Source organism: Sphingomonas sp. 67-41, assembly GCF_001899725.1.
Taxonomy (GTDB): domain Bacteria; phylum Pseudomonadota; class Alphaproteobacteria; order Sphingomonadales; family Sphingomonadaceae; genus Sphingomonas; species Sphingomonas leidyi.
Window position 1 is genome coordinate 17,384 of sequence record NZ_MKWJ01000022.1, and the last position, 21,856, is coordinate 39,239.

Here is a 21,856-nt window from a genome sequence, read left to right on the forward strand (position 1 = left end):
CCGGAAAGCGCGCGCGGCGGCAGCCCGCGACACCCGGTGCCGAGGAGGGAGGCCGATGCAAGCGCCGTTCCGGCATAGGCCCATCGACGCGACGCGCGGGCCGGGCGGCCGGGCGGACGCCGCTCGCCCGGCCGCCGTGCAGCGCGCCGCGACGCCGGGGCGCTGGAGCGCTGCCGCGAACATCGCGGCACCGCGGGAAACCATCGCCGACTATGCCGCATCGCATGCCCTTGGCGTGTCGCGTACCGCTGCCGGGCCCAACCGCACCGGCCTTCCGGACCGGCTGAAGAGCAGCATGGAATCGCTCTCGGGCATCGCGCTCGACGATGTGCGCGTCCACCGCAATTCGGCCCGACCGGCCCAGCTCCGGGCGCTCGCCCATACCCAGGGCAGCGAGATCCACCTCGGCCCCGGCCAGGAACGCCACCTGGCGCATGAGGCCTGGCACGTCGTCCAGCAGAAGCAGGGCCGCGTGCGCCCGACGATGCGGCTCGGCGGCACCGCGATCAACGACGATGCCGGGCTCGAGCGCGAAGCCGACACCATGGGCATCCGGGCCGCGCGACCCGGGCCTGCCGGATCCGGGCTCGAACCGGGCGGACTCGCGCCGGTCCAGCGCGTCGCCGGGCCACCGGTCGTCCAGCGCGCGATCGGCTATGAGGTGGAGGTCGGCGATATCCGCGTCACCTCGACCACCGACGCTCCGCCCGTCAAGGGCCAGGTCCTGTGGACGGGGCCGGGCTGGGACGCCTCGGTCGACGAGGTCCCCCTGCCCCCGGACCATCATGCGGTGGAGGAGGACGACGGCGAAGCCAAGGAGGAACGGGCGCCGCGGGATCCGGGCAGCGTCTTCGACCTCGAATTCCGCACCAAGCCGATCGACGACGTCACGCCTGGCGGACGCAAGGAGGCGCAGAAGATCCTGACCGCGATCGCCGCGCAGTGGAACGCCGTTCAGAAGAGCTATCCGCACCGCTATGCGGGTGCGCCTCCCGGCATCGATATCAGGCCGACTTCGCGGAGCTGCGTGGCGCAGGTTCAGGCAAGCGTCGGGCTGTCGCTGGACGGACTGCGCCGGATGCGCTCGGGCGAGGCGCTCCGGCGGATCAACGCGCTGGTGCCCGAGGACGCCAACGTCACCGTACGGGACGCGCTCGCCGAAGGCGGCACCGCCGATCGGGCCATCGCGGAAGGGGTGGAGGCGCACAAGGCCCGGATCCGCGCGGCGCTGCACCTGCCCGGGCATGTCAATATCGACAATCTCTGCGCAGTGATCGGGATGATCGTCAACGTGCCCGTCGCGGCCGCCCAGGGCGGGCTCCTCTATCCGAAGAGCGCCGCCGGCCCCTTGATGGCGCGCAGCAATTTCACGACGATCCTCCGCCAATTGCCCCCCGATCAATTGCGGGCGATCCAGAACAATCGCGTTGCCTGGACCAATGTCCTGCTCGCGATCACCCGCGCGGTGATTGGCGAACAGGACGAAGAAGAGGGCGCGCCGGTCTTTCCGGAACATGCGTTCAGCAAGCCGAACGACAAGACCCGCCACCTCTCGCAGCATCTCTCCCGGCGCGACTGGTTTTCCGGGCTCGCCAATGACGAGGATCGACTCACCGGCGCCGACTATCAGGCCCGGCACGGCAATCAGGACGCTGCCGACGAACTGGAATCGCTCGGCGGCTATGGGACCAAGCTGGATGCCAGCAGCTATTCGATCAGCGGAGGGGGCTATGCCGCGATCACCCTGGGAGTGGCCGGCATGGTGGCGGGCATCGCGGCCACGCTGGCCAGCGGCGGGCTCGCAGGCGGTCTGCTGGCGCTCGGCGGGCTCGGCACCGCCGCGCTCGGCTATTCGAAGGGCACCAAGCCCAACCGGACCCGGCCGATCTTCGAGCTCCGTTCGCTCGGCAGGGTCTATGCGGACGACCTGGTCGAAGCCGGGCTGATAATCTGGGACTATGTCGCGCAGGCAAATACCGAGCAGCGCGAGGGGGACTAGCATCTGCACCCGGCGCGCCAGCCCTTGTGTTGCACAATGGCAACACTACATCCGGGCTGACCGAAACAAGGGGCCAGCATGAACCTCGAGAAATTCACCGACCGCGCCAAGGGCTTTCTCCAGTCGGCGCAGACCGTCGCGATCCGGATGAATCACCAGCGGATCGCGCCGGAGCATATCCTGAAGGCGCTGCTCGAGGACGAGCAGGGCATGGCAAGCGGCCTGATCCAGGCGGCGGGCGGCGACGCCAGGCGCGCGCTTGCCGAGACCGACCTGGCCCTGTCGAAGATTCCCGCGGTCTCGGGCGGCGGGGCGCAACAGACGCCGGGGCTCGACAATGATGCCGTGCGGGTGCTCGACCAGGCCGAGCAGATCGCCCAGCGCGCCGGCGACAGCTTCGTCACCGTCGAGCGGCTGCTCGTGGCGCTCGCGCTGTCGCTGAACACCGCGGCGGGCAAGGCGCTCCAGGCCGCCGGCGTGAAGCCGGAGGCGCTCAACGCCGCGATCAACCAGCTGCGCGGCGGCCGCACCGCCGATACCGCGGGCGCCGAGGACCGCTATGACGCGCTCAAGAAGTTCGCGCGCGACCTCACCCAGGCGGCGAAGGACGGCAAGCTCGACCCGGTGATCGGCCGCGACGAGGAGATCCGCCGCACGATCCAGATCCTCGCCCGGCGCACCAAGAACAATCCGGTGCTGATCGGCGAACCCGGCGTCGGCAAGACCGCGATCGCCGAGGGGCTGGCGCTGCGCATCGCCAATGGCGACGTGCCCGACAATCTCAAGAACCGCACGCTGATGTCGCTCGACATGGGCAGCCTGATCGCCGGCGCGAAATATCGCGGCGAGTTCGAGGAGCGGCTGAAGGGCGTGCTCGACGAAGTGAAGGCCGGCGAAGGCGACATCATCCTGTTCATCGACGAGATGCACCAGCTGATCGGCGCGGGAAAGACCGAGGGCGCGATGGACGCGGGGAACCTGCTCAAGCCCGCGCTCGCCCGCGGCGAGCTGCACTGCATCGGCGCCACCACGCTCGACGAGTATCGCAAATATGTCGAGAAGGACCCCGCGCTGCAGCGGCGCTTCCAGCCGGTGTTCGTCGGCGAGCCCACGGTCGAGGACACGATCTCGATCCTGCGCGGCCTGAAGGAGAAGTACGAACTGCACCACGGCGTGCGCATCACCGATGCCGCGATCGTGAGCGCCGCGACGCTCTCCAACCGCTATATCACCGATCGCTTCCTGCCCGACAAGGCGATCGACCTGATGGACGAGGCCGCCAGCCGCATCCGCATGGAAGTGGAGTCCAAGCCCGAGGAGATCGAGAATCTCGATCGCCGCATCATCCAGCTCAAGATCGAGCGCGAGGCGCTGAAGAAGGAGACCGACGAAGCGTCGCGCGACCGGCTGGCCAATCTCGAGGCGGAACTGGCCAATCTCGAGCAGCAATCGGCGGGCCTGACCGCGCGCTGGCAGGCCGAGAAGGACAAGATCGCCGGCGAATCGAAGCTGAAGGAACAGCTCGAGGCCGCCAAGATCGAGCTGGAACAGGCGCAGCGCGCCGGCGATCTCGCCCGGATGAGCGAGCTCAGCTACGGCACCATCCCGTCGCTCGCCAAGCAGCTCGAGGAAGCGCAGGGCGCGAGCAAGGGCGCGATGCTGCGCGAGGAAGTGACCAGCGAGGATATCGCCGCGGTGGTCGCGCGCTGGACGGGCATCCCGGTCGACAAGATGCTGGAGGGCGAGCGCGAGAAGCTCCTCGCCATGGAGGATGTGCTCGGCAAGCGGGTGATCGGCCAGGCCGACGCGGTGAAAGCCGTGTCGACCGCGGTGCGCCGCAGCCGCGCCGGGCTGCAGGATCCGAACCGGCCGCTGGGCAGCTTCCTGTTCCTGGGGCCGACCGGCGTCGGCAAGACCGAGCTGACCAAGGCGCTCGCCGAGTTCCTGTTCGACGACCCGAACGCGATGGTGCGCATCGACATGAGCGAGTTCATGGAGAAGCACGCGGTTGCGCGGCTGATCGGCGCCCCTCCGGGCTATGTCGGCTATGAGGAGGGCGGCGTGCTGACCGAGGCGGTGCGGCGGCGGCCCTATCAGGTCGTGCTGTTCGACGAAGTCGAAAAGGCGCATGGCGACGTGTTCAACGTGCTCCTCCAGGTGCTCGACGACGGCCGCCTGACCGACGGCCAGGGCCGCACGGTGGACTTCTCGAATACGATCGTCATCCTCACTTCGAACCTGGGCAGCCAGTTCCTCACCAATCTGGGCGAGGGGCAGCCGGTCGAGAGCGTCGAGCCGCAGGTGATGGAAATCGTCCGCGCGCATTTCCGCCCCGAGTTCCTCAACCGGCTGGACGAGATCATCCTATTCCACCGGCTGGGCGCGGAGCACATGGCGCCGATCGTCGACATCCAGGTCGGCCGCGTCGCCAGGCTGCTCAGGGACCGCAAGATCCAGCTCGACCTGACGGACGCCGCGCGCGCCTGGCTGGGCCGGGTGGGCTATGATCCCGTCTATGGCGCCCGGCCCCTGAAGCGGGCGGTGCAGCGCTATCTGCAGGATCCGCTCGCCGACATGATCCTGCGCGGCGAGGTGAAGGACGGATCGACCGTCCGGATCGACGAGGGCGACGGAGCGCTCGCGCTCGCGGCCGCCTGATTTTCGCTGCGCCCACCGCTTCCCGCGCCCGCCGCGCGAAGACGGAGCGGCATCGGCGAAGGGACCGGACAAAAAGAAGGGGCGGCTCCCGAAGGAGCCGCCCCGATTTTTAGTCGCTCGGAAGGACTTAGAAGTCGATCCGGGTGCCGACGCGGAAGTAGCGGCCGACCACATTGGCCTGCGCCCACGACGGGTTGTAGTTGAAGATCGAGTACGCGGCCGACGGGTCGAACTTCGGCTTGATGTCCAGGAAGTTCAGCGCGTTCACGTAGATCATGAAGTTGTCGTTCACGCGGTAGCTGGCGCTGAGGTCGGCGTTCCACTGCGCGCCCACCTTGCAGAGCACGGGGTTGCCGTTCTGGTAGGTGACGACCGAGTGACCGATATTGGCACGGCAGTCCGCAGCGCTGGTGCCGCGGTTGCCGCCGTAGTCGACCGAACCGAGGCTGTAGCCGCCGGTGTAGTAGACGGTGCCGGTCAGCGAGAAGCCACCCATCGAGAGGGTGTTCTGCCAGCTGCCGCGCCACTTCGGCGAACCCGAGCACGAAGTGTAGTCGCACGGGCTGAGCGAGCCGTCATAGCGCTCGACCGAACCGTCCTGACGGAGCACTTCGTACTTGATCAGGTACGACGAGTCGAACGAGCTGTAGAGCTTCACACCACCGAAGTCGTGACGGAACTCGAAGCCGAGGTCGATACCCTGGACGCGCTCTTCATCCGCGTTCTGGAACGAGAACTGGATGAAGCCCGGCAGAGGACGTGCGGCCGGGAACTGCGCGTCGGCAGTGCCCGGAACCACCACGACGCCCGGAACGGCAGTGGTGGCGCCGCTGTTCAGATACGCCGCGAGCGCCGCATCCTGGTCCGCCGCCGAGATGTTCCCGATGACGTCCTTCACCTTGATGTTGAAATAGTCGATGGTGAAGCTGAGGTTGCGGATCGGCTCGAACACCGCGCCGGCGGTCCAGCTGGTGGACTTTTCAGGCGCCAGCGCCGGGTTGCCCACCGAAGTGCGGCCCAGCGAATACTGGCCGGTCACATAGGTGTTGTTGCCGTGCGAGGCGCAGAACGCCGCATAGGTGGTGCAGTTGATCGAGAGCGTGGTGTAGCCGGTCGTCGGCAGGCCATAGGCCTCGTTGAACGACGGGATACGGAAGCCCTTCGACCAGGTACCGCGGAGCAGGATCTGCTCGATCGGCTTCAGCTTCGCGCCGAACTTCGGCGAGAAGTTGGTCTGGCCCGACGAATAATCGTCGTAGCGGCCCGAAGCGCTCAGCTCGAGTTCCTTCACGATCGGCGCGCTGATTTCGTAGAACGCCGACTTGATGTTGCGCGAGCCGATCGCGCCCACCGCGTTGATCGTGTAGTAGCGATCATACGGATGCGCGAGGTTCTCCGCGTTGGCCGAGGCGTCGTTGATCGCCTCGTGGCGGTACGACGCACCGACGGCGGCCTGCAGCGGGCCACCCGGCAGCTCGAACAGGGCGCGACCGAGAGTCGCGTTGACCTGCCACAGATCCGAAGTCGAACGCTTGATGCTGGTCGGAGCCACATAGTCGCGCACCGCCTGGGTGTTCAGCCAGGGGTTCACGAAGTTGTAGGCACCGGTGGCGATCACATCGGCCAGACGCTGCGGGATGAGGTAGTTCTGGCTGATGCGGCTGAGCTCGACCTGCGACGCCGTGAACTCGACGTTGTAGTTCCAGTCGTTGTTCTCGCCGAACGAACCGCGGATGCCGGCGGCGCCGCGGAGCGAACGGGCGTTCGTTTCCACGGTCTGCGGGCGATCGTAGCGGCCGCGCAGCAGCGCGACGGTGCCGGCGGCTGCGAACGGATTGTTCGGGTTGAGCGTGCCGTTCGCGGCCGAGCAGCCCGTGCTGGTGTTCACGCCCGTCGCCGGGTTGATCGTGGCCACGCCGGCGGCGCAGACATAGACCGGCAGGACGATCGGGTTCAGCGTGACGGGGCCCGGAGGCGGCGTCTGGTTGTTGAAGGCGGCCGGCGTCAGCTGCGAATAGGTATTCACATGCATGTAGTTGCCGGTGATGTACGCCTCGGCATTGTCGCCGACCTTGATGGTCGCACGAGTCGCGAAGCCATAGCGCTCGGTCGACGGGCGCACGGTGCCGTACAGCTTGCGCAGGTCGCCCGTGCACTGGTTCGGAGCCCAGGAATAGAGCGTGCCCGCCGTGTTGAGCTGGCGCGCGCTGTTCGGCAGCGTGATCGGCGAGAGGCCGAAGGCGCCGCAATCGCTGTTCAGCAGCTGATATTCACCGGTGCGGCCGCCGGCGGCGGTGCCGGCTGCGACGAGCGGGTTGACCGAGATGGTCGAGCCGCCGAGCGTGCCGTTGCGGTTGACGCCGAACTGATACCAGCGCGTGGCGATCGGCATACAGCCGGTGGTCAGGCCGGTGGCCGGGGTGCCCGGCTCGCAGATCGCGCTGTTGTCGCCGCTGCCGAACGGATATTGGCGGTCGCGCGCCCAGATCTCGTCATTCTTGCGGTAGAAGCCGTTGATGTAGACGTTGAAGCCCTGCTCCTCCAGGTCGCCATGACCCAGGGTCAGGTCGAAGCGCTGCTCGCCACCGTCGCCGCGGCTCGAGATGCCGGCCGAGGCATTGGCGTGAATGCCCTTGACTTCCTTCTTGGTGATCACGTTGACCACGCCCGCGACGGCGTCGGCGCCGTAGGTCGACGAAGCGCCGTCCTTCAGGACTTCGATCCGGTCGATGATCGCGTCGGGAACGGTGCTCAGGTCGACGAAGTTGCGGTGGCCGTCGTCGGCGAGCGGATACGGCGCCATGCGCATGCCGTCGAAGATCGTCAGCGTCTTCTGCACGGTCAGGCCGCGCAGCGACACGGCGTTCGCGCCGGCTGCGAAGTTGTTGCCGTTGTTCCAGCCTTCCGAGATGGTGCCCGAGCCGTTGGCCGACAGGCGCTGCAGCGCCTCGGCGACGGTGTTGACGCCACGCTGTTCCAGCGTTTCCGCCGACAGCACGGTCACCGGCGACGGCGTCTCGGTGTCGGTACGACGCAGGATCGAGCCGGTGACGACGATCTCGCCGCCGCTCTGGTCGTCCTGGGCATTCGTGCTCTTGCTGGTCGAGGTGGTGGAGCTGCTCGAGTCCTGCGCCATCGCCGGCGTGGCGATGAGCGCACCCGCGAGCACGAGCGCGGACAGCGCCGTGCTCCCGCGCAGGGTGATCTGCGTGTTCTTCATGGTGATCCCTCTTGTATCCGGCTGTTCCGCGGATGCTCGACAGCCGGGTTTGTCTCCCCGCTCCGCCATCCATTCGTGTGCAACTCACGTATCAGGATGGCAGAGCTTGGCGGGATCGTGGATCGCCGCCCGGCGACTGTAAACCGCACACGGCGATACTGTGCGCGCTTTCAACGGGACTGTAGCCAAAATGCCACATGACGGCTTGTAATATTGCGCAGTCGACACGATTCGTGTTTTTTTGTGTTGCAGCGCGACACATTGGCGCCTCAATCGGTAACAGGCATCGGCCCCGCAACGAGCAGCGGATCGATCCGCGCGTCGCGCCATTTGAGACTCCAGTGGAGATGCGGCCCCGTGGCGCGCCCCGTCATCCCCACCGCCCCGATGGGCTGGCCGCGCCGAACATGCTCGCCCAGCTTAACGTCGATGCGCGAGAGGTGCATGAAGGCGCTGTTCAGCCCCGCGCCGTGATCGATCATCAGCAGGTTGCCTTCCAGCGTGAAGGGCCTGGCGGCCGCGAGGATCACCACGCCGTCGGCAGGCGCCAGCACCACCGTGCCGGCCGGCCGGGCGACGTCGATTCCCGAATGATAGGATCCGGGCTCGCCGCGATAGATGCGCTGCGATCCGAACAGCGTGGAGATGCGCCCGACCACCGGCCAGAAGAACGGCATCTGCCGCCAGCCCGCCGAATCGGTCTGCAGCTTCCGCGCGGCATTGATCTGGGCGAGCTCGCCGGGACGGACCCGCTCGAACTCGGGACGCGGCACCGGATATTTGGGCAGGGTATCGAGCCGGGAAATGTCCCAGGCGCGCGGCGCGATCGCCAGCACCTGGCGCTGCTGGGTGCCGTCGCCCAGCGTCGCCACCAGGGTAGCGGAGGGGCCGTGATCGCGGTCGAAGGCGATCAGGAAGCGGCGATCGGGCGCGACCGGCACCGATTCGCCGTCGAGCGTCAACAGGCTGGTGCCCTTGGGCGCGGTGCCGATCGCCGCGCCGCCCTGGACCAGCTGCCCCTGAAAGGCGAAGGGCCCGGCGACATCGGGGGCCGGCGGGATCGCCGCCCCAACCGCCGCGGAAGCCGCAACGCCGGGCGCAACGGGCGACTGGGCGCTGCCGAGCAGCGTGAAGCCCAGGATCGCGGCGGGAAGCCGGCCAGCGAGTCCCATCAGCCGCGCATCGCCTGCATCGCCAGCGCCGCGGAGGCATAGGGCTCCTGGGCGGCGACGCTCCAGTAGCGCAGCCGCTCGAGCGGCACCTTCTCGCCGCTGACCGCGCAGACGACATGGTCGCCCGGCGTCAGGACGCGAAAGCCGTTCGCCATGAAGTGAAGGCGCGCCGCGCGGGCGACGGGGTTCGACATCAGCATAAGCGCGGCATCCTCGTGACTGGCATTTTCCTCACAACAGGCTGGGCTGTTCGGGCCTGGCCGCATCATAGGATTTGCCGCCCGGCCGCTCAACCCGCGCATCGACCGCGCCGTCGATGAAGTGGAGCGTCACGGCGCCCGCGCCGCGCGCGCCCTCGGCCGTGCCGATCACCTTGCACGTGCCCCGCGCCTCGACCCAGGCATAGCCCTTTTCGAGCGGGCGATTGGGGTGCACCAGGTCGAGATGCCGGCCGATGCCCTCCAGCCGCTGCCTGGCCGCGGCGAGCCGCTGGTCGAGCATCGCGGGGCGCAGCGCCCCCGCCGAACGGTCGAGCTGCCCGCGCGCCAGCGTGACGCGGCGTTCCAGCGCCCGGTCGAGCCGCCCGCTCAGATCGTCCATCTTCTGCCGCTGCGGCCCGAGCAGCGCGTCGCGGCGCGGCAGCACGCGCACCAGCGCCGCCAGCCGCTCGCCGGCGCGCTCGTGATAGCGGCGCACGCAGCGCTCGGTGCGGTGCGCCAGCGTCGCCAGCGTGTGGCGCACATCGGCCAGCACCGGCACCGCGATCTCGGCGGCGGCCGTGGGGGTCGGCGCGCGCAGGTCCGCGGCATAGTCGCACAGGCTGGTATCCGTCTCGTGCCCCACCGCCGAGATCACCGGAATGCGGCAGGCGGCGACGGCGCGCACCACCGCTTCCTCGTTGAAGGCCCACAGGTCCTCGATCGAGCCGCCGCCGCGCGCGACGATCAGCAGGTCGGGCCGCGGCACCGCCCCGCCATGCTCCAGCGCATCGAAGCCCCGGATCGCGTTCGCCACTTCCTGCGCGGCGCCGTCGCCCTGCACCTTCACCGGCCAGACCAGCACATGGCTGGGAAACCGGTCCGCCAGGCGATGCAGGATGTCGCGGATCACCGCGCCGGTGGGCGAGGTCACGACGCCGATCACCTTCGGCATATAGGGCAGCGGCTGCTTGCGCTCGCGATCGAACAGTCCCTCGCCGGCCAGCCTGGCCTTCAGCTTCTCGAACAGCGCCATCAGCGCGCCTTCGCCGGCCAGTTCCATGCGATCGATGACGATCTGGTACTTGCTGCGCCCGGGATAGGTGGTGAGCTTGCCGGTGACGATCACTTCGATGCCGTCCTGCGGCTGGAACGGGATCGCGCTGGCGGCGCCGCGCCAGATCACGCCGTCGATCACCGCATCCGCGTCCTTGAGCGCCAGATAGGCATGGCCCGACGCCGCCCGCTTCCACCCCGAAATCTCGCCGCGCAGCCGGACATGGCCGAACTCGCCTTCGACCATCCGCTTCAATGCCAAAGATAATTCGCTCACCGAGAGCGCAGGCGCGTTGTCGCCCGGCACCGGCTCGGCTACGAGCCGCCCAGGCGTATCGGGAAAGGGGTCGGCCATGAATGTCCTGTTGTTGGGGTCCGGTGGCCGCGAACATGCGCTCGCCTGGAAGCTCGCGCAATCGCCGCTGCTCGAGCGGCTCTACGCCGCGCCGGGCAATCCGGGAATAGCCGAGCACGCCGAAATCGTGGACATCGCGGTGAACGACCATCGGGCCGTGATCGACTTCTGCCTGCGCCACTCGATCGGCTTCGTGGTGATCGGGCCCGAGGCGCCGCTGGTCGCCGGCCTGGCCGACAATCTGCGCACCATGGGCCTGGCCGTGTTCGGGCCGAACAAGGTGCCGGCGCAGCTCGAGGGCTCCAAGGGCTTCACCAAGGACCTGTGCGCGCGCGAGCGGATCCCGACCGCCGGCTATGTCCGCTGCGAAAGCCGCGACGGCGCGCTGGCCAGCCTCGAGGATTTCGGCCTCCCGGTGGTGATCAAGGCCGATGGCCTGGCCGCGGGCAAGGGCGTGACGGTGGCCTTCACCCACGAAGAGGCGGAAGGCGCGGTGCACGCGATCTTCGCCGAGCCGGGCGCCAGCGTGGTGATCGAGGAATTCCTGGAAGGCGAGGAAGCCAGCCTGTTCGTGCTCACCGATGGCGAGACGCTCGTCTCCTTCGGCTCGGCCCAGGATCACAAGCGGGTGGGCGACGGCGATACCGGCCCGAACACCGGCGGCATGGGCGCCTATAGCCCCGCCCCCGTGCTCACGCCCGCGCTGGAGGCCCGGGCGATCGACGAGATCGTCCGCCCGACGATCGCGGCGCTGGCCCGGATGGGCGCGCCCTATTCGGGCGTGCTCTATGCCGGGCTGATGCTGACGCCGACCGGCCCCAAGCTGATCGAATATAATGCCCGGTTCGGCGATCCCGAATGCCAGGTGCTGATGATGCGCTACACCGGCGACCTGCTCCAGCTGATGCTTGCGGTGGCGAAGGGCGAGCTGGCCGGTCAACCGGCGCCGACCTTCGCGGCCAGGACCGCGCTCACCGTGGTGATGGCGGCCAATGGCTATCCGGGCACGCCGGAGACGGGCGGCGCGATCGCAGGGATCGAGCGGGCGGAGGCGACCGGCGCCAAGGTATTCCACGCCGGCACCCGGATGGACGGCGACACGCTGGTCGCCGCCGGCGGCCGCGTGCTCAGCGTCACCGCGCTGGGCGAGACGGCGAAGGCGGCCCAGGCCGCGGCCTATGCGGCAGTGGACGCGATCGACTTCCCCACCGGCTTCAGCCGCCGCGACATCGGCTGGCGCGAAGTGGCGCGCCAGCCATAGGGCGCGGCGCGACCGGCAAAGCTTGCCGTTTCGGGACAGTCGGCGAGCGGCGCGCGCGACCAGCTTGTCGCGCTGCGCCGCACCACGTTATGCAGTTGCCGGGAATCGCAATTTCGCAAGGACGGGACAGGCGCAGATGAACAGCACGGAACCGCTCTTCAACGGAGCCCCGCTTTGGCTGACGCTCCCGTTCGCGGCGATCGCCTTGGGCGCCCTCTTCGCGCTCCTCGTCCTGTGGTGGGGCGCCCGCCTCGCCGGCCGCCGCCGCAATGCGCGCGCGGAGATAGAGGAATATAACGAGGAGTATCGGGAGGACGCCGCGCAGGCCCGGCCGATCACCCCGCCCGTCGCTCCCTCGCCGCCGCCCCTGGCCGAGCCGCCGCTGGCGCCGCCCGCCCCGGAACCGGAGCCGGTCGCAGAGATCGTCCCGGCGCCGCTCCCGCCCGTCGTGGAGGAGGCCGAACCGGCCGCCGAGACCGCCGCGCAGCGGGTGGATGAAACGCCGGCACCCGAGCCTCTCGCGGACGAGCCGATCGCCGCCGCCGCGCCGCTCGACGCCACGCCCGCATCGCTCGCCTCGGACATCGCCGAACCCATGCGCGCGCCGGAGGCGGCAGCGGCAGCCGTCGAGCCCGCCGCCACGCCGGAGCCAGCGCCCGCCGGCCCGGCGGCGGACGATCTCACCCGGATGAAGGGCGTCGGCCCGCGCCTCGCCGAGCGGCTGGCCAGCGTCGGCATCACCCGCTTCGCCCAGCTCGCCGCGCTCACCCCCCAGGAAGCCGATACGCTCGACGCCAGGCTGGGCGACTTCCAGGGTCGCATCCACCGCGACCGCTGGATCGAGCAGGCGAGCTTCCTGGCGAAGGAAGACATTGCCGGCTTCGAGGGGGTCTTCGGGAAGCTCTAGGATGCATCGCCGCCCGAGCTCGCACGACGGCACCGCAAATACCTTGTCACCCGGGCCCCGTGCCGGGGGGACGGGTGGAGTCCCGGCAATGCCGGATCTTCAATCCCGGATGTCGATGCCCCCTGCGTACTGAGGCGCGGTGCGCCTCGCCCCGTCCGGGCCGCGGCGCATCGCCGCGCTCACCCCGCCGCCCGCTGGACCAGCAGCTTGTCGATCTTGCGCCCGTCCATGTCGACGATCTCGAAGCGCCAGCCCTGCTCGACGAAATAGTCGCCTTCATTGGGCAACCGCTTGAACACCGCCAGCGCCAGGCCGGCGACGGTAGCGTAATCGCGGTCCTCGTCGAGATCGAGGCCGAGCCGCTCCGCAAGCAGGTCCGCCGCCATCTGGCCCGAGACGAGCAGCGAGCCATCCTCGCGCGTCACGATATTGGGGTTGTCGCCGGGCTCCACGTCCGAGGCGAGCTCGCCCGCGATCGCGGCCAGCAGGTTGGCCGGCGTGACGATGCCTTCGAAATGGCCATATTCGTCATGCACCAGCCCCATCGGCACCTCCGCGCGCCGAAGGGCGCCCAGCGCGTCCATCGCATCGACGGTGTCGGGCAGGATCGGCGCCTCGCGCATCAGCTTGCGCAGGTCGAGCGCCTCGCCGCGGAACAGCGCGGCGGCGATGTCGCGCGCCTGGACCACGCCGATCACCGTATCGACCGATCCTTCGGCCACCGGCAGGCGGGTGTGGGGGGTGAGCAGCAGCGCCTCGCGGATGCCGTCGGCGTCCAGGTTGACGTCGACCCAGTCGACTTCGGTGCGCGGCGTCATCACTTCGCGCACCGGCCGGTCGGCGAGGCGGACGACGCTGGAGATGATCGAGCGCTCATGCTCCTCGATCACACCGGACTTGCTTGCCTCGGCGACCAGCAGGTGCAGTTCCTCGGCCGTGACGCGGTTCTCCGATTCGCGGTTGAGGCCGATCAGGCGGAAGATGAGCCGGGTGGTCGAATCGAGCAGCCACACCAGCGGCGCAGTCGCGCGGCTCGTCCATAGCAGCGGCACCGCGACCAGCACTGCGATCGGCTCGGGCGAGCGGAGCGCGAACTGCTTGGGCACCAGCTCGCCCGCGACCAGCGAAGCGAAGGTGGTGAGGCCGATCACGATCGCGATGCCGATGGTATGGGCAAGCTCGTCGCCCACGCCGAGCAGCGCGATCCGCTGTGCCGTCGGCTCGCCCAGGCTGGCGCCCGAATAGGCGCCGGCGACGATGCCGATCAGCGTGATGCCGATCTGCACGGTGGAAAGGAACTTGCCCGGATCGGCGGCCAGCTGGATGGCGGTACGCGCGCCGGTCCCGCTGCGCCCGGCACGCGCCATCGCCTCCAACCGTGCCGTGCGCGACGATACGATCGCGAGTTCGGACATCGAGAAAAGGCCGTTCAGAACGATCAGCGCGAAGATGATCGCTACGTCTATCCAGGGGAAAGGCGCCAACATGGTGTGATGCCCTTCATATCCGCAGATGGTGCCATGCGGCAACCGGCGTTGCATCCGCGCAATGAAATGTAAGATCAGCCGCGCCGCTCGCGGAAGAAATCGCGCAATATCTCCCCCGCCTCGGCCTCGCCGATGCCGGGATAGACTTCGGGGCGGTGATGGCAGGTCGGCTGGGCGAAGAAGCGCGGGCCATGCTCCACCGCGCCGCCCTTGGGGTCGCCGGCGCCGTAATAGACGCGCGCGATCCGGGCATGCGCGATCGCCCCCGCGCACATCGCGCAGGGCTCGAGCGTCACCCACAGGTCGCAATCCTCCAGCCGTTCGCGCCCCAGCGCCGCGGCCGCCGCGCGAATCACCCGCATCTCGGCATGGGCGGTCGGGTCGCGGAGCCCGCGCGGGGCATTCGCGGCCGTGGCGATGACCCTGCCCGCATGCACCAGCACCGCGCCCACCGGCACCTCGCCCGCTTCCGCGGCCGCACGGGCAGCGTCGAGCGCCAGGCGCATCGGTTCGGGGAGGGGGAACATGGAGCGGGCCTAGCGTACCCGCCCTTCCCCGTCACCTGCTTCACGGCGAAGGCCGGGGACCTGCTATGCGGCCACCGATCGGCATCCGAATCGCCCGGCAGGCAATCCGGAAGTCGCGCCCCGGCCCCTTCGCCGGATACGCACCCGGCGGCGGCAGCGCTATCGCCGCCAATTGGGTCCGGGGCGCCCGGCCGTTACTTCGCGGCGGGCGTGGGCGTCGGCGTGGCGCCGGCCTGCTTCACTTCGATGGTGGGCAGGGTGACCGTGGTGTTCCGCATCTCGACCGTCGGCACCGCAACGGTCGTATTGGTCGATCCGATACCCACCGATCCCGTCTCGGCCTTGAACTTGGGCAGCTGGCCGCCCTTGGCATCGAAAGTGATCGTCGGCATCGACGCGCCCTGCTGCTGCTCGATGCGCAGCATGCCGACCGACATGAGCACCACCACGGCCAGCGCGATCAGACCTATGAGAACGAGAATTCCACGCATCGCTTCATCTCCCCAATTGAATCGGTTGCGTAATCAACGCCGCATCAACCATGGTGGTTGCGCCGGCACAAGGCGTTTCTTGGGGCGAATCGGTTGACGCACCGTCCCATTACGGCTATCGGCGCCACCTTTCCGGCCCCAGTTCGCTGAGGCTCAAACCAGGATATCAAGCGATGTCGCGCATTTGCGAGCTGACCGGCAAGGGCCGGCAGGTGGGTAACAACGTTTCCCACGCCAACAACAAGACCAAGCGTACGTTCCTGCCCAACCTGCAGAACGTCACGCTGATCAGCGATGCGCTGGGCCGCAGCGTGCGCCTGCGCGTGTCGACCCACGGCCTGCGCTCGGTCGAGCACAATGGCGGCCTCGACAACTGGCTGCTCAAGACCAGCGACGACGATCTGTCGCTGCGCGCCCGCCGCCTGAAGCGCGAAGTGCGCAAGGCGTCGGCCGAGAAGACCGCGGCCTAACCGCCACGCCTTCGACGGCTCCAATGCGAGCCCGTTCTCCATGCGGAGGGCGGGCTTTTCGCATGTCTTCCAACCTGCGTGTCGCCGCAGCGCCGCAGCACGCGACCCCGCGGAGATCATTTGTCCGCGACGGGCCCGGAATCCGCATATTGCGGCCCGGAAGCGCGCACGATCTCGAACGCTTCCTCGACATGCCTGTCGCCAATGCCCAGTGCCCAATGCTCCCGCCTGTCGTGCAGGAAGCAGGACGGGCGCACCCGGAAATGATCGACGCGAATCCCGGCAAGCTTGCGCGCGCTATGGGCGCTGCCATGTTTCAGCAGGTTGTTCAGACAGTTGAGCGTCCCCAACGCGTCGCTGACGGGATAGAGTTGCGCGCATGCCGTCCGCACCTTGTCGAAACGATCGCCGGGGGCGGTAAGCCCGGTCGCCGTCCGCGCCCATCGCTCCCAATAGTGGAACGATGCCATGATGAATGCCTCCCGCACCGCCAATAGCGCATAATCGGCTTCCTCTCCGGCACTGCGGAGCGCGTGGGCCGTGCTGTGGATCAGGCACCCGTCCTCGTCATATTCCGAGTCGTCCTCGCCGCTGTCGACATAGCGCGCATGGGCTTCGTTCGACGCGTTCCGGCTTTGCTCCAGCGAAGCGGTCGCCGCCCGGAATCCGTCCCGGATGCGATCGAGGCCGGATTGATAGAGAAAGGCTTTCGTACTGTGCGGGAGCGGGCTCATCTACATTCCAATGGCAGCCGAAACGAAACCGGAGGGGATGCCCTTGTAGCGGCATCGGCCGCTCAGCGCTTCCCGAACTCGATCCGGAACTTGAGCAGCAGCGACCATTCCCAGAATTGCTGGTTGTCGTCCGATGCGATCCACAGGATCGTGTCGTCGCCCTCGCGCGTGATCGCCAGCGCTTCGTAATTGTCGTGGATCAGGGGCGCGGCCAGCGCCGCGATCTCCGTGCCGCGCACCACTGCGCCGGCACGGAATTCCTTCGGATCCACCAGGGTCAGCCTGACCGTGAACAGGCTCGGCACCGCGAAGCGCCGGTTGAGCACGATCAGCCGCCCATCGGGCAGCTGGACCGCATCGCTCGGATCGTAGCGCTCGTCGGGCGGCATGTAGACGAAGCGGATCGGCTCGGCCCCCGGCGCGGTGGGATCGCCAGGGAAGAGCAGCGCCTCGCGGCCGACCCGGCTCCCCTTGGGCCGCGAGGTCTCGCCGATCACCACGAATCGGCCATCGGCCAGGCGAACCATCGATTCGGGTCCGCCATTGACGGACCAGTCCCGCATCGCGGCGGGCTCCACGCTCCGCTCGGCCCGCGTCAGCCCCTCGTCATAGCGCCAGATCGCGTTGTAGCGCTCGAATCCCACCCAGGTCCGCCCGGTGGCAGGGTCGCTCGTCATCGATTCCGAATCGCGGTCCGATTTCAGCCAGCCGGTGCCGGGGCCGGCGGGCAGGTCGCCGAACGCCAGTTCGCGCGGCGTCCAGTCGGCGCCCATGCGGAACCGGATGAAGGTGCCGCCGTCGCTGAGCAGAGTGAAGCGATCGCCCTTGATCCGCATCGAGGAAAAGCCGCCAAAGGCGCGATCCGGGCTCTTCAGCCGGATGCCGCCCAGATAGGTGAGCGCGCCCACCCGGGTCCGCCCGGGATCGCGCGCGTCGAGCGGCACGCGCTCCACGGTCATGCGCGGCACCTTGCCCAGCAGGTCGCGCCCGTCGCGCCCCGATGCGGAGAGCAGCAGGATGAAACCGAGGGAGAACAGGGCAATCGCAACACGGAGCAGCATCGCCTCCGCTCATAGCGGCTGGCGACGGAAGGACCAGCGCCCGAAAGATGAACGCCGGGTGACCAGCCCGTTCAGAAGAAACTAAAGGGAACCCGGCTAGGGAGGCGTTGGTTGTTCGAACAAGAGTTTCCCTCGCGTAGCGTATCGAGGGGTTGGGGGCCGCCCTGAAAGGGGCGGCCCTCATCGCATCAGTACATGTGCTGGCCGCCGTTGATCGAAAGCGTCGATCCGGTGACGAATCCCGCCTCGTCCGAGCACAGGAACGCCACGCCGCGCGCGATCTCGTGCGCCTGGCCGAGCCGGCCGACCGGGATCTTCGCGACGATCTTCTCGAGCACCTCGGGCGGCACCGCGGCGACCATGTCCGTGTCGATATAGCCGGGCGCGATCGCGTTCACCGTCACGCCGAAGCGCGCGCCTTCCTGCGACAGCGCCTTGGTGAAGCCGTGGATGCCGGACTTGGCGGCGGCATAGTTGACCTGGCCATATTGGCCGGCCTGGCCGTTGATCGAGCCGATATTGACGATGCGGCCCCATTTGCGGTCGCGCATGCCGGGAAACACCGCATGCGCCATGTTGAAGCAGCCGCCCAGGTTGATGCGGATCACATCCTCCCACATGTCGCGGCTCATCTTCAGGATCGTGCCGTCGCGGGTGATGCCGGCATTGTTGATCACCACGTCGACCGGACCGAGCTCGGCCGCGACCTTCGCCACGCCTTCGTGGCAGGCGTCGTAATCGCCCACATCCCATTTATATGCCGCGATGCCGGTGCGGTCGGTGAAGGCCCGGGCCTTCTCCTCATTGCCCGCATAGTTGGCGGCGACGATCATTCCCGCGTCCTGGAGCGCGAGGCTGATCGCCTCGCCGATGCCGCGGGTGCCGCCCGTCACGATCGCTACGCGTGCCATGCTTTTCCTCTCCTTCGTGGTGCACCGAAAGGCTAGGCAGGCTCGATCCAGCCCGCAAGCTCCTCGCTTAAAATTGTGCGCAGCATCCCGATGCCATCCGGGCCGTCGTTGAGACAGGGCAGATAGGCGAACCGGCTCCCGCCCGCGGCGAGGAACGTCTCGCGCCCGCGGATCGCCAGCTCCTCCAGCGTCTCGAGACAGTCTGCCGAGAAGCCCGGCGCCACGACCGCGACCTTCCCCACGCTCTTGCCCGGCAGCGCGGCGAGCATGGCGTCGGTGGCGGGTTCGAGCCATTTCGCGCGGCCGAAGCGCGACTGGAAAGTGACGATCAGCTCCCGCCCCCCCAGCGTGTCCGCCAGCGCCTCACCGAGCAACCGCGCGGTCTTGCGGCAATGGCAATGATAGGGATCGCCGAGATCGAGCGTCCGCTGCGGCATGCCGTGGAAGCTCGCCAGGATCGCGTCGGGCTCGAAGTCGAGCCGGGCGAGGCTGGCTTCCACCGATGCCTTGAGCGCGGCGATATAGGCGGGGTGATCATAATAGGGCGGCAACGTGCGGATCGCCGGCTGCCAGCGCATCTTCGCCAGCGCGGCGAAGGCGGCATCGTTGGCGGTGGCGGTGGTCGCCGCGCAATATTGCGGATAGAGCGGCGCGATCAGGATGCGCCGCACGCCATCGGCCTGCATCGCGGCGAGCCGGTCCGCGATCCTGGGCTCGCCATAGCGCATCGCCCAGTCGACCGGACTGCCTTCGCCGAACGCGCCCTGCAATGCCCCGGACTGCGCGGCCGTGATCGCGGCGAGCGGCGAGCCGTCCGCGCGCCACACCTGCCGATAGGCATGCGCCGATCTGCGCGGCCGAGTGCGCAGGATGATCCCGTGCAGGATCGGCTGCCAGGCGATCGGCGGAATCTCCACCACGCGGCGATCGGACAGAAACTCGGCGAGGTAGCGCCGCACCGACGCGGCATCCGGCGCGCTCGGCGTGCCGAGATTGACCAGCAGCACGCCGATCCTGTCCGGGACGAAGAAGGGCGGATGCCCGGCGGGGACGCTCATTCGACGTCCGAGAGCAGGGGCAACACGCGGAAGCGCACGCCGCTCGCCGATTGCAGCGCGTTGGCGATGGCGGGGGCGACCGGCGGCACGGCGAGTTCGCTCACGCCGCCCGGGTCGGCGGCGTTGCGGATCAGCTCCACGGTGATGTCGGGCGCATCCGCCAGCGTCGGCAGGCCGAGTTCGGAAAGATCGCGCACGTCCGCGACATTCTCGGTAAAGCCGGTCGATCCGGCGAGCGCCGCCGCCATGCCGAACAGCAACCCGCCCTCGATCTGCTGAGTCACCAGGTCCGGGTTCACCACCCGCCCGCAATCGACCGCGGCGACCAGCCGCTCCACCTTCACCTTGCGCCCGTCGAGCCGCGCTTCGGCCATCACCGCGACATAGGAGCCGCGAAAGGCGTGGCAGGCGATCCCCTGGCCGCTGCCGGGCTGGCCGCCCTGCCAGCCGCCCAGCTGGGCCGCCATCTGCACGCAACGGGCAAGCCGCGTCTCACCCCCGAGCATCGCCATGCGGAACGACACCGCGTCCTGCTCGGCGGCATGCGCCAGCTCGTCCAGGAAGCTCTCGACGAAGAAGCAATTGTAGCTGTGTGCGCCCGAGCGCCAATAGCCGGTCGGCACCCCGATCGCCGCGACATGGTGATCGACTGCGTAATTGGGGATGGCATAAAAGGGCCGCGCCCCCGCCACCGCCGAAGGATCGCCCTTGCCGGGCAGCGCGAGCGACGCCTGCACCACCGGATCGCTGCCCAGCAGCCGCGTCGCCAGCTCGCGGCCCGTCTCGGGCGCGGCGATCTTGGCGAGCAGGCCCGAGACCTGGCCCCGCGGGTTCAGCTTGCCGGTCATCCGGCCGATCGCGGGCGGGCGGTAGCGATCGTGCCGCATGTCCTCGCCGCGCGGCCAGGTGAGCTGCACCGGCCGGCCGATCCGCTCGGCGAGCAGGGCCGCCTGCTCCGCCACCGCATGTTCCAGCTTCGCTCCGAACGAGCCGCCCGCCATCGTCGCATGCACGGTCACCGAGCTCTCGGCGATGCCGATCGCCCGTGCCGCCGCCGCCCGCGCCAGCCCCGGCGCCTGGGTCGGCAGCCAGAGCGAGAGGTGCCCCTCATGATAATTGGCCGTGCAGGTCATCGGCTCGAGCGCGGCGTGGAGCGCCACGTCGACGCGATACTCGGCCGAAACCACTTTCGCCCCGCGGAAATCCGCCGCGAGGTCGCCGGCCTCATGGATCCGCGCGCCGTCGGCGTTCAGCGCATCGCTCAGCGCCGAGGCGATCGAATCATTGTTGATCACTTCCTCGGGCGTCTTGAAGCGCGGGCGCATCGCGTCGATCGCCCGCTCCGCCGCCCAGCCATTGTTGGCGATCGTCGCCACCCAGTCCCGGGTCGTCACGATCGAGAGCATGCCGGGGATCCTGTCCGCCGCCGCCCGGTCGAGCTTCACCAGCTCGGTCTCGCCGATCGGCCCCATCCGGATCGAGGCGAACACCATGTTCGGCAAGCGCACGTCCGCCGCGTAGAGCAGGCTGCCGTCCACCTTGGCCGGCGCGTCGAGCCGGGGCAGTTCCTGGCCATAGAGCCGGTTCGCCTCGCCGGTGCGCAGCGGCACGTCGCCGGGCACGCGCTCGTCCGCCGCCTCCGCCGCCAACGCGCCGAAGCCGAGCTTCGAATTGCCGTGGATCACCTGGCCGCCGGCCGTGTCGCAGCTCTGCCATTCCGCGCCCCAGCGCCGCGCCGCCGCCTTGCACAGCAGCACCCGCGCGGCGGCCCCGGCATGGCGCAGCTGATCCTCGAAGCTGCGGATCGACGTCGAGCAGCCGGTGAGCACCAGCCCGGTGCGCGCGGCATGGCTGCGCCGCAGCTGCTCGGGCAGCCCGCCCAGCGCCTGCTCGAACAGTTCCTCGGCGGCCAGCGGATTGGCGTAGAGCGGGTTGAGCGGTGCCGGCTCCACGCCCACCAGCTTCCAGTCCGCGCCCAGTTCGTCGGCGATGATCTGCGGCATGGCGGTGAACACGCCCTGCCCCTCCTCGCATTGCGGGACGGCGACCGAGACGTGCCCGTCGGTGCCGATCTTGATCCAGGCACCGAACAGGCTCTCGCCCGGTGCCGCGGTGAGATTGGGGAGATAGGTGCGCGGCCACACCGCCCAGGCGACCACCAGCCCCACGCCCACGCCGCCGCCGATCAGCAGCGTGCGCCGATCCAGCTTCTGGAGCTTGCCGAAATCGACCTTCATCGCATGCCGTCTATCCTGCCCGCCAAAGGCTGTCACCCCGGCTCCCCCCGACGAT

17 protein-coding genes are annotated in these 21,856 nt (G+C 68.8%); 5 read left to right on the top strand and 12 right to left on the bottom strand.

The window, feature by feature from the left end; translation table 11 throughout:
- Positions 1 to 55 precede the first annotated feature (55 nt).
- Both BGP17_RS11060 and clpB read left to right on the top strand, forming a co-directional pair.
- The gene (locus tag BGP17_RS11060; RefSeq protein ID WP_286711966.1) at positions 56 to 1,999 is read left to right on the top strand and encodes an eCIS core domain-containing protein; all 1,944 of its coding nucleotides are present in this window, start codon (positions 56 to 58) and stop codon (positions 1,997 to 1,999) included.
- Positions 2,000 to 2,077: 78 nt separating this feature from the next.
- The gene (gene clpB, locus BGP17_RS11065) at positions 2,078 to 4,657 is read left to right on the top strand and encodes an ATP-dependent chaperone ClpB (protein WP_167300441.1); all 2,580 of its coding nucleotides are present in this window, start codon (positions 2,078 to 2,080) and stop codon (positions 4,655 to 4,657) included.
- Between the two features lie 127 nt (positions 4,658 to 4,784).
- Here the strand turns inward: clpB and BGP17_RS11070 are convergent, their stop codons facing one another.
- From BGP17_RS11070 to xseA, 4 genes are all read right to left on the bottom strand, one after another.
- On the bottom strand, positions 4,785 to 7,877 hold the full coding sequence (locus BGP17_RS11070; protein ID WP_286711967.1) for a TonB-dependent receptor plug domain-containing protein: 3,093 nt from the start codon (positions 7,875 to 7,877) through the stop codon (positions 4,785 to 4,787).
- 269 nt (positions 7,878 to 8,146) lie between these two features.
- Positions 8,147 to 9,049 (bottom strand): M23 family metallopeptidase, encoded by a 903-nt coding sequence (locus tag BGP17_RS11075; RefSeq protein WP_286711968.1) that lies wholly within the window; start codon positions 9,047 to 9,049, stop codon positions 8,147 to 8,149.
- Positions 9,049 to 9,249, bottom strand: coding sequence for a DUF2093 domain-containing protein (locus tag BGP17_RS11080; protein WP_167300438.1), 201 nt, complete (start codon positions 9,247 to 9,249; stop codon positions 9,049 to 9,051). Before BGP17_RS11080 ends, BGP17_RS11075 begins: the two co-directional genes overlap by 1 nt.
- A gap of 31 nt (positions 9,250 to 9,280) precedes the next feature.
- Entirely contained in the window at positions 9,281 to 10,657 is a 1,377-nt protein-coding gene (gene xseA, locus BGP17_RS11085; RefSeq protein WP_286711969.1) for an exodeoxyribonuclease VII large subunit, read from the bottom strand.
- Between xseA and purD the strand changes: the two genes are divergently transcribed.
- Positions 10,656 to 11,918 carry a phosphoribosylamine--glycine ligase gene (gene purD / locus BGP17_RS11090; protein ID WP_286711970.1) on the top strand — a complete coding sequence of 421 codons (1,263 nt, stop codon included), beginning with the start codon at positions 10,656 to 10,658 and terminating at the stop codon, positions 11,916 to 11,918. The genes xseA and purD overlap by 2 nt on opposite strands.
- A gap of 136 nt (positions 11,919 to 12,054) precedes the next feature.
- Positions 12,055 to 12,825, top strand: coding sequence for a helix-hairpin-helix domain-containing protein (locus BGP17_RS11095; RefSeq protein WP_286711971.1), 771 nt, complete (start codon positions 12,055 to 12,057; stop codon positions 12,823 to 12,825).
- 179 nt (positions 12,826 to 13,004) lie between these two features.
- Here the strand turns inward: BGP17_RS11095 and BGP17_RS11100 are convergent, their stop codons facing one another.
- From BGP17_RS11100 to BGP17_RS11110, 3 genes are all read right to left on the bottom strand, one after another.
- Positions 13,005 to 14,312 carry a hemolysin family protein gene (locus BGP17_RS11100; protein WP_167300434.1) on the bottom strand — a complete coding sequence of 436 codons (1,308 nt, stop codon included), beginning with the start codon at positions 14,310 to 14,312 and terminating at the stop codon, positions 13,005 to 13,007.
- A gap of 74 nt (positions 14,313 to 14,386) precedes the next feature.
- Positions 14,387 to 14,818 carry a nucleoside deaminase gene (locus BGP17_RS11105; protein ID WP_167300555.1) on the bottom strand — a complete coding sequence of 144 codons (432 nt, stop codon included), beginning with the start codon at positions 14,816 to 14,818 and terminating at the stop codon, positions 14,387 to 14,389.
- A 215-nt stretch (positions 14,819 to 15,033) separates the two neighbouring features.
- Positions 15,034 to 15,330, bottom strand: a complete 297-nt coding sequence (locus BGP17_RS11110) for a hypothetical protein (protein WP_167300433.1) — start codon at positions 15,328 to 15,330, stop codon at positions 15,034 to 15,036.
- Positions 15,331 to 15,503: 173 nt separating this feature from the next.
- Between BGP17_RS11110 and rpmB the strand changes: the two genes are divergently transcribed.
- On the top strand, positions 15,504 to 15,800 hold the full coding sequence (gene rpmB / locus BGP17_RS11115; protein WP_086127409.1) for a 50S ribosomal protein L28: 297 nt from the start codon (positions 15,504 to 15,506) through the stop codon (positions 15,798 to 15,800).
- Positions 15,801 to 15,916: 116 nt separating this feature from the next.
- On the opposite strand, the gene BGP17_RS11120 is transcribed toward rpmB, so the two are convergent.
- The 5 genes from BGP17_RS11120 to BGP17_RS11140 all read right to left on the bottom strand — a co-directional run bounded on the left by BGP17_RS11120 (position 15,917) and on the right by BGP17_RS11140 (position 21,801).
- Entirely contained in the window at positions 15,917 to 16,534 is a 618-nt protein-coding gene (locus BGP17_RS11120; RefSeq protein WP_286711972.1) for a hypothetical protein, read from the bottom strand.
- Positions 16,535 to 16,596: 62 nt separating this feature from the next.
- Entirely contained in the window at positions 16,597 to 17,595 is a 999-nt protein-coding gene (locus tag BGP17_RS11125) for an esterase-like activity of phytase family protein (RefSeq protein ID WP_167300431.1), read from the bottom strand.
- Positions 17,596 to 17,783: 188 nt separating this feature from the next.
- A complete protein-coding gene (phbB, locus tag BGP17_RS11130; RefSeq protein WP_086127411.1) occupies positions 17,784 to 18,506 on the bottom strand; it encodes an acetoacetyl-CoA reductase in 723 nt (240 codons plus the stop codon).
- A gap of 32 nt (positions 18,507 to 18,538) precedes the next feature.
- Entirely contained in the window at positions 18,539 to 19,564 is a 1,026-nt protein-coding gene (gene hemH / locus BGP17_RS11135) for a ferrochelatase (protein ID WP_286711973.1), read from the bottom strand.
- Positions 19,561 to 21,801: a xanthine dehydrogenase family protein molybdopterin-binding subunit gene (locus tag BGP17_RS11140; RefSeq protein WP_286711974.1), complete on the bottom strand. Its 2,241-nt coding sequence runs from the start codon at positions 21,799 to 21,801 to the stop codon at positions 19,561 to 19,563. Before BGP17_RS11140 ends, hemH begins: the two co-directional genes overlap by 4 nt.
- Positions 21,802 to 21,856: the final 55 nt, after the last annotated feature.

Bases quoted from the DNA above. Each gene is read 5' to 3' on its own strand.
- BGP17_RS11060 (WP_286711966.1), top strand. From the start codon at position 56: ATGCAAGCGCCGTTCCGGCATAGGCCCATCGACGCGACGCGCGGGCCG.
- clpB (WP_167300441.1), top strand. From the start codon at position 2,078: ATGAACCTCGAGAAATTCACCGACCGCGCCAAGGGCTTTCTCCAGTCG.
- BGP17_RS11070 (WP_286711967.1), bottom strand. From the start codon at position 7,877: ATGAAGAACACGCAGATCACCCTGCGCGGGAGCACGGCGCTGTCCGCG.
- BGP17_RS11075 (WP_286711968.1), bottom strand. From the start codon at position 9,049: ATGGGACTCGCTGGCCGGCTTCCCGCCGCGATCCTGGGCTTCACGCTG.
- BGP17_RS11080 (WP_167300438.1), bottom strand. From the start codon at position 9,249: ATGCTGATGTCGAACCCCGTCGCCCGCGCGGCGCGCCTTCACTTCATG.
- purD (WP_286711970.1), top strand. From the start codon at position 10,656: ATGAATGTCCTGTTGTTGGGGTCCGGTGGCCGCGAACATGCGCTCGCC.
- xseA (WP_286711969.1), bottom strand. From the start codon at position 10,657: ATGGCCGACCCCTTTCCCGATACGCCTGGGCGGCTCGTAGCCGAGCCG.
- BGP17_RS11095 (WP_286711971.1), top strand. From the start codon at position 12,055: ATGAACAGCACGGAACCGCTCTTCAACGGAGCCCCGCTTTGGCTGACG.
- BGP17_RS11100 (WP_167300434.1), bottom strand. From the start codon at position 14,312: ATGTTGGCGCCTTTCCCCTGGATAGACGTAGCGATCATCTTCGCGCTG.
- BGP17_RS11105 (WP_167300555.1), bottom strand. From the start codon at position 14,818: ATGCGCCTGGCGCTCGACGCTGCCCGTGCGGCCGCGGAAGCGGGCGAG.
- BGP17_RS11110 (WP_167300433.1), bottom strand. From the start codon at position 15,330: ATGCGTGGAATTCTCGTTCTCATAGGTCTGATCGCGCTGGCCGTGGTG.
- rpmB (WP_086127409.1), top strand. From the start codon at position 15,504: ATGTCGCGCATTTGCGAGCTGACCGGCAAGGGCCGGCAGGTGGGTAAC.
- BGP17_RS11120 (WP_286711972.1), bottom strand. From the start codon at position 16,534: ATGAGCCCGCTCCCGCACAGTACGAAAGCCTTTCTCTATCAATCCGGC.
- BGP17_RS11125 (WP_167300431.1), bottom strand. From the start codon at position 17,595: ATGCTGCTCCGTGTTGCGATTGCCCTGTTCTCCCTCGGTTTCATCCTG.
- phbB (WP_086127411.1), bottom strand. From the start codon at position 18,506: ATGGCACGCGTAGCGATCGTGACGGGCGGCACCCGCGGCATCGGCGAG.
- hemH (WP_286711973.1), bottom strand. From the start codon at position 19,564: ATGAGCGTCCCCGCCGGGCATCCGCCCTTCTTCGTCCCGGACAGGATC.
- BGP17_RS11140 (WP_286711974.1), bottom strand. From the start codon at position 21,801: ATGAAGGTCGATTTCGGCAAGCTCCAGAAGCTGGATCGGCGCACGCTG.